At 61.9% G+C, this 6458-nt stretch carries 6 protein-coding genes and 1 pseudogene; 5 read left to right on the top strand and 2 right to left on the bottom strand.

The features are described from left to right. Window positions 1–201: 201 nt before the first annotated feature. On the top strand, window positions 202–441 hold the full coding sequence (locus tag ACFOM8_RS22160; protein WP_377764550.1) for a hypothetical protein: 240 nt from the start codon (window positions 202–204) through the stop codon (window positions 439–441). A gap of 859 nt (window positions 442–1300) precedes the next feature. After that, window positions 1301–1834 carry a hypothetical protein gene (locus tag ACFOM8_RS22155; RefSeq protein ID WP_377764549.1) on the top strand — a complete coding sequence of 178 codons (534 nt, stop codon included), beginning with the start codon at window positions 1301–1303 and terminating at the stop codon, window positions 1832–1834. Window positions 1835–1876: 42 nt separating this feature from the next. Here ACFOM8_RS22155 and ACFOM8_RS22150 read toward each other — a convergent pair. Further along, a pseudogene (locus ACFOM8_RS22150) lies at window positions 1877–2759 on the bottom strand (recombinase family protein). 271 nt (window positions 2760–3030) lie between these two features. Beyond that, window positions 3031–3609, bottom strand: coding sequence for a TetR/AcrR family transcriptional regulator (locus ACFOM8_RS22145; RefSeq protein WP_377764548.1), 579 nt, complete (start codon window positions 3607–3609; stop codon window positions 3031–3033). A gap of 62 nt (window positions 3610–3671) precedes the next feature. On the opposite strand from ACFOM8_RS22145, the gene ACFOM8_RS22140 reads away from it, so the two are divergent. The 3 genes from ACFOM8_RS22140 to istA all read left to right on the top strand — a co-directional run. Continuing rightward, a complete protein-coding gene (locus tag ACFOM8_RS22140; RefSeq protein WP_377764547.1) occupies window positions 3672–4169 on the top strand; it encodes a cupin domain-containing protein in 498 nt (165 codons plus the stop codon). A gap of 714 nt (window positions 4170–4883) precedes the next feature. Further along, complete coding sequence (locus ACFOM8_RS22135; RefSeq protein WP_377764546.1) at window positions 4884–5054, top strand: hypothetical protein; 171 nt, start codon at window positions 4884–4886, stop codon at window positions 5052–5054. A 117-nt stretch (window positions 5055–5171) separates the two neighbouring features. Beyond that, window positions 5172–6458, top strand: a 1287-nt coding sequence (gene istA, locus ACFOM8_RS22130; protein ID WP_377764545.1) for an IS21 family transposase, incomplete at its 3' end; no start/stop codon positions are given.

The raw sequence follows: 6458 nt of genomic DNA, 5'->3' as shown, positions 1-6458 counted from the left end.
CAAGGTTGCCTCCCATTTGGCAGCCTTGAATCAGCCAGCGACCAGTTTGGAAATCCTCAAACGTCAACACGCCCTAGGCGCTGGAAACTAGCCTGGTTCGCGAACTGACAATCTCGGCCGAGCTTGTTTGCTACCGGCGCGGATGCTGGCGGAGCCCGGATAGCAAGGCGATCAGCGCACCTTTGCAGGAGGGGCTGCTGGATGGGCTTTGTGGCGGAGGATCAGGCAATTCTGTGCGCAGGTTCAGCTTCGTCCTCCCTTATCCCGGCCTGTCGCCTCCACCGCGATCTAAAAATCTGCAAGCAAAACCCCTATGCGACGAAGCATTCCATCCTTGCCGAACGCTTCGACAACATCTTCGGGCAGCGCGGCCAATATGAGAAACTGGGCCAGTTGCTGGCCAGCCTGCACACGCGAAAGGGCGATCTGCTAAGGTGCTGAAGCGATCCGAAAACTCGCTTTACACCGGCGCTTCGGAAAATGACCTGCGCGCCTGCATGGTAAGCTCCAGATCCCAGGCGGCGCCGGGAGCGTCGGTGGTCGCCAGGCACGCGATGTCATGCTGGGGCTGATGAAGACCTGCGAGCCCGCTTGACATCTCCTTCCTCTCTAATCTGGATGACCGGCTCGTTCTCAATCCGCCGGCCGAGCGCCTCCCGTAGCTCCATGCTTGGTAACTGGGCAGAGCGCCTGAAGCAAGTTGCCCGAAAGTCTGCTCTCCTGCCGCACTTCGGCTAAATATGAAATCTTGAATGCGTTCAAGACGTCTACATCTGGTGGTCTCAAGTTATGGGCCAGGTGGGCTACATCGACTGGCTTGTGACGTTGAGATTGGAAGCAAGTGGAACTCATAGGAGCGCCTATCCTTTTCCGAATAGCACGTGACTGCGCGGTTGATAACGGGCAGCCCTTCCTACGGATCTTGGCCGTCCTCCCGACATGAGAGGTGTCCTGTTATTGCTGCAAGGCACGGAGCAGTGCCTGTAACGGTAAGCTGCGTGAGGAGTTCCGTGTGCGGGCAGGAAGTGAAACGATCCAGTTCGCAAAGGGGAGCGGTCAAATCTCATGCGTAGCCAACTTCGCTTTTGACGAGGAGCAAAAAAGGGCAGCGAAGGTTCGCAGATGCATCTGCGACCCGATCCAATTAGGCGCCATCGACACGCACGAGCGGTTCCAGGGATAGCGCCGCCTGACCGCCTATGGCAAGCTGCTGGCGGAAACCGGAGATGCCGAGAGCTGGGACGGGATCCCGGCCGGCATCGTCGCCAAGGGCGGTGCGCTGGAACAGCTGTATCGCCGTATGATCGATGAGAACATGGTCTGCAAGGACATTTCCTTCGCCGAGATGGGCCAACCGGGCCTGCATTACGCGATGGACCCGCTGAGCTACGAACATGATCCCGATCGGGCCGTGGCGCTGTTGTTCAAGTCCGCCGGCTATCAGAAGCGCAGCTGTATCCACAACATCATCCCTCTGATCCAGGCCTTGGGCGAGATGCTGATTTATCCCAAGAAATCCTCTGGGCGCTCGGCCTGTCTCTTCCACAGCGGCTGCCTGAAATCTTGGCCTCGCCAGAGCCATTGCGGCCGAGTTCAAGGACTGGGACACACGCTCGATCAAGGACGAACTGGACGTGCTACGCTGCTTTGCGAAGCAGGGGGCAGGCCCGAGGGACGCACCAAGACCACCTTCCAGATCCCGGGTCCCCAGGGCAACGCGAAATGCACCGCATCAAACAGCCGGCAGGAGATCCGCCTGCCGCGAGACTTCTCGACGGTGGACCGTCGCCAACTGAAAGCCGCGGTCACCGCGCTTCTGGACCAGATCGGCTGAAAGGAGAAGGGCAGGGGAAGCGCACTGAAGCGGCCATCAGGACTACCTCTCCCCAGCCAACCCCATCTTTTCCGCGCGCTGCAACAGCATCCTGACGGTCGAGGGATACCACTTGCTGTTGCTGCGGGGGGGTGCGCTCACGGGTGGCCTCCAGCCGGGTGGCGATGCCGGCCAGCGGCAACTCGGGATCGCCTTGGCGCATGCCGGCGACAATCGCCAGTAGCCGGTTGTCGGGGATGCGGTGCGGGGCACGGTCCAGCACAGTTTTTGGCAAGAGCCCGTCGCGGACATAGCGGCGGCCGGCACGCTTCAGCCGCTCCACCGACCAGGTCTGGCTGGTGCGGGCACCCAGCAGGCGGCCCAGATTCTCCCGGGCCATGGCCAAGCGACGGCGGCGCAGCAGCGGCAGCCATTGATCGCCCGTGGCCCCGAGCTTCCGAAAATAGCTGTCGTCGCGTGGGGCCCGCAGCTAGCGTAGGGCCTCGCGGTCGCCCGCCCGCAGGCGGGGATTGCCGCCGACCCGGCCCTGGGCGCGGGCCGAGCGCCGCCCCGCCTTGGTCCGCTCACGGATCAAGGCGCGTTCGAGTTCCGCCACCGCGCCCATTACCTGCAGCGAAAAGGTGCCCTGCGGCATGGTGGTGTTGATCGGTCGCCCAGCGAGCGGAAATGCGCCCTTGTGCCTTGAGCCGCTCGATCACCTCCAGCAGATGTGACGGCGAGCGAGCCAGCCGGTCGAGGCACACCACCACCAGCGGGTCGCCGGGCCGGATCGCCGCCGGAAGCCGTGCCAAGGCCGGGCGCATGGGGTCGGCGCCGGAGGCCTGTGCTCCTCATGGATGGTGACAGAGCCGGCGCGCAACTCCCTGAACTGCGGGTCCAGCGTCTGCTCACCCGTGGAGACCCGGGCACAGCCGATCAGCGCCATGGGGAACCTCCGTGTTGGCGGGTCGTAGGAGCCTGCATACAGTTCTGGAAGGCAGAAGGAAACGGTCGTTTGAAGACCATTTCACGAGATAGCAGAGCATGTGGTTACCGCTATTTCGCTGGTTGCCGACGGCAAAGTCCGCGGCAGGGTCGAGCCGAACAAGAGTGCAGAGAACACGTCATCTCCAGACACTGTGAGCGAGGTCAAAGCATCTTAAAGTAATCCGCAGCTATGGTCTAAGGTGCGGTTAGAAAGAAACATGCTCTGTTTTCTAAGGCAGCATCCGGTCGCAGATAGCTTGGGCGGTTTCCGCGACCAAGGCACGGGCCTTCTCTGCGGAGAGGTCTGCCACGTCGAATAGTGCAATCATCGCTTCGGCCCCGGTTGCCATGCCAAGCGCTGCGGCGATGGAGCGCGCCTGTTCCGGGCTGATGCCCTTGTCACTTTCCAGCGCGCGCATGAAGGCCTGGATGCGGCGGGCTCCTCGGCGCGGCATCCTGCCGTCCTGCGATTGCACGACCGCCTGCAAGTTCAGGCCGAGGTAGGTACGAAACGCTGCTTCGTTCGCCACCGCGAGGTCGAAGCAGTAGAGGCTGATCGCCACCAGCTTGTCCCGCAGGGTGGCGGCTTTTCCTACGATCTCTTCATAGGAGGCCGCCTTCAGATGCAAACCCGCTTCGGCCGCAAGCAGCGCCGGATCGGAAAAGTACCGGTAGGCGGAAGCCTTCGAGATGCCTGCTTCGCGTGCCGCCGCCGTGACGGACAGTGCCTCGCCGCGCATCAGGATGGTGCGCGCGCCCTCCAGCAGGGCCGCGCGTGTTCTGTCCCTCTGATCTTGCCGCTGTGTCATCGTCACCTCGTGAGACAAATGTCTTGCTGGAATCACCGATACCCTTATAAGACGTATGTCTCATGAGTGACAATCAGTGCAAGGAACAGTGCATGACACAGGCGCGGACGTATGAAGCAATGGGGATCCTGTTCAGGTTTCACGCCTTCCCTGGCGACACGATGGGCAAGTTCTGCCTGGTCGAGGCGGTGGTGCCGCCGGGCTTGGGCGCGCCTCCCAACCACCATGCCGGAGAGACCGAGGCCTTTTACGTGCTGGACGGCGAGATCGCGTTCACCCTGGACGGAGAGACACGGCATGTTCGGGCGGGCGGCTTTGTTTCGGTCCCCGACGGGGCGGTGCATTCCTTCCAGGCTGCCGGCGAGACGCCCGCGCGCATCCTGATCATCAACGCACCGGGCCACATGCACGAGGCGTTCTTTACCCGTACCGGCAGGCCGGTTGCCGACACGACCACGGCCCCGCAGCCTCTGGACGGGCCGCCGGATGTGGCTCGCATTTTCGCGGTTGCGGCCGATGTCGGCATGGTTCTTCTGCCGCCAGCGGATGCGGCACACTGAGTGGCCGGTCGCGGAGAAGGGCAGGGGGCCAGCTGGCTCGTTGCCCAGTCCGATGTCATAGGACTTCAGGACCGTAATGCCACTGAGAAGATTGAGACGCTGCTCTCCTTTATAGACCACGACCTCGGTGACGGGCGGGCCTGCGTATCTCTTGAAGGTTGGGCTCTTCGACGGCGCTGCACAGGCGGTCAGCATCCCCACTCCCAGAAACGTCACCTGCCGTCGGCCCAGCTGTGCCATCGTGCAATCGGTCCCGCTTACCCTATCCTGTCGCGTGCTCATCGCGCCCGCCGCTTATCGAGGATGTGCAGCCATCATGCGCCTAAACCGATGGTCGCCGCTCGTCAGAAGATCGTGACCTGGGTGCCGATCTCGGTCACCGGCTAGGGCGCGCGAGCACTGTCCATCATCGACGCCATCCTGCCGCAGGCTGCACCACAACATCCATTAGGCACCGAAGGGGCCCGGAGAGCTGACAAGTCGACAGAGTGGCAAAAGCTCTTACTGCAAAAGGCATCTGGTTTCTTATTCGAAGAAAGCAAACTCAATCGCATATAAAAATGTGATCGCTAGTAGACAGTTCATATATTTGAACTATCCACTCGTCCTTGCAATGCTGGTTTTCGGAGGGCCCTGGAGGGCGCGAACGGCAGCCACCTGCTATCGCCTCGGTCGAATGGTGACTGCCAGCAGCATGGAGTAACAGGAGGAACCATGTTCAATCTCAGGAATATTGCCGCGACCGCATTTGTTGCATTGGTTTCGGCCATGCCTGCTTCTGCGCAGGATCAGATCACTATCAAGTTCAGTCATGTGGTTGCGCCCGACACTCCCAAGGGAAAGGGTGCCGAGAAGTTCAAGGAACTGGCGGAACAGTACACATGAGAACGGCGGTGAGAAATTAGGCCACGGAAGCGGCGGCATGGAGCTGCTGCGGGCGGCGTAAAAGTCGTCCACCTTTTCCCTTTCTGCGGCAGCAGGGAGGGCGCGAGGATTTTCAGCGTGGAACTATATCTCAGGGTTCGCCAGGCCTGCGCGGCGGGTATGAGCCAGCGTCAGGCGGCGAAGGCCTTCAACATCTCCCGTGATACGGTTGCGAAGATGATGACGTTCTCGGTGCCGCCTGGTTACCGACGGACGGCCGAAGTCAGGCGGCCGAAGCTTGATCTCTTCATCCCGATCATCGAGGGCTGGCTTGAGGCAGATCGCTCCATGCCGCGGAAGCAGCGGCATACGGCGAAGCGGGTGTTCGACCGGCTGCGTGACGAATGCGGGTTCACCGGCGGCTACACGATCATCAAGGATTACATCCGGGAGCGGGAACGGCGGAGCCAGGAAGTGTTCGTGCCGCTGGCGCATCCACCGGGACATGCGCAGGCTGACTTCGGTGAGGCGATGGTCAGGATCGGCGGTGTCGAGCAAAAGGCGCATTTCTTCGTGCTGGACCTTCCGCATAGCGACGCCTGTTACGTCCGCGCCTATCCGGCGGCTGTGGCCGAGGCCTGGGTGGACGGCCATATCCACGCCTTTGCCTTCTTTGGGGCGGTCCCCCAGTCGATTGTCTATGACAACGACCGGTGCCTGGTGGCGAAGATCCTGCCCGATGGCACCCGCAAGCGGGCTGCCCTGTTCAGCGGCTTCCTGTCGCATTACCTGATCCGGGACCGCTACGGCCGCCCTGGCAAAGGCAACGACAAAGGGAATGTCGAGGGTCTGGTGGGCTATTGCCGCCGCAACTTCATGGTGCCGCTTCCCGAGTTCGCGAGCTGGGAGGCATTCAACCTCTGGCTGGAGGAGCAATGCCGCAAGCGCCAGCAGGATGTCCTGCGCGGCGAAAGCGAAACGATCGGCGCGCGGTTGCAACGCGATCTGGCGGTCATGCGCCCACTCCCGATTGCGCCCTTTGATGCCTGCGACCAGGACAGTGGCCGTGTCTCGTCCCAGTGTCTGGTGCGCTACAAGACCAACGACTACTCGGTGCCGGTTGCCTATGGTCATCAGGATGTCTGGATCCGGGCCTATGTCCACGACGTGGTGATCGGCTGCCGTGGCGAGGTGATCGCCCGTCATCCCCGCTGCTGGGACCGCGACGAGGTCGTCTTCGACCCGATCCACTACCTGCCGCTGCTGGAGCAAAAGATCAACGCGCTGGATCAGGCCGCACCATTGCAGGGCTGGGAGCTTCCCGAGGAGTTCGCAACGTTGCGCCGGCTGATGGAAGCCCGTATGAACCGGCATGGCCGACGCGAATACGTCCAGGTCCTGCGGTTGCTGGAAACTTTCGACCTG

Origin of the sequence: Paracoccus angustae (genome assembly GCF_042648745.1) — a bacterium.
GTDB lineage: Bacteria > Pseudomonadota > Alphaproteobacteria > Rhodobacterales > Rhodobacteraceae > Paracoccus > Paracoccus angustae.
This window is presented reverse-complemented; position numbering and strand designations above follow the sequence as displayed.

Excerpts from the sequence above, each read along its gene's own strand:
- ACFOM8_RS22160 (WP_377764550.1), top strand. The coding sequence starts at position 202 with ATGGGCTTTGTGGCGGAGGATCAGGCAATTCTGTGCGCAGGTTCAGCT.
- ACFOM8_RS22155 (WP_377764549.1), top strand. The coding sequence starts at position 1,301 with ATGATCGATGAGAACATGGTCTGCAAGGACATTTCCTTCGCCGAGATG.
- ACFOM8_RS22145 (WP_377764548.1), bottom strand. The coding sequence starts at position 3,609 with ATGACACAGCGGCAAGATCAGAGGGACAGAACACGCGCGGCCCTGCTG.
- ACFOM8_RS22140 (WP_377764547.1), top strand. The coding sequence starts at position 3,672 with ATGAGTGACAATCAGTGCAAGGAACAGTGCATGACACAGGCGCGGACG.
- ACFOM8_RS22135 (WP_377764546.1), top strand. The coding sequence starts at position 4,884 with ATGTTCAATCTCAGGAATATTGCCGCGACCGCATTTGTTGCATTGGTT.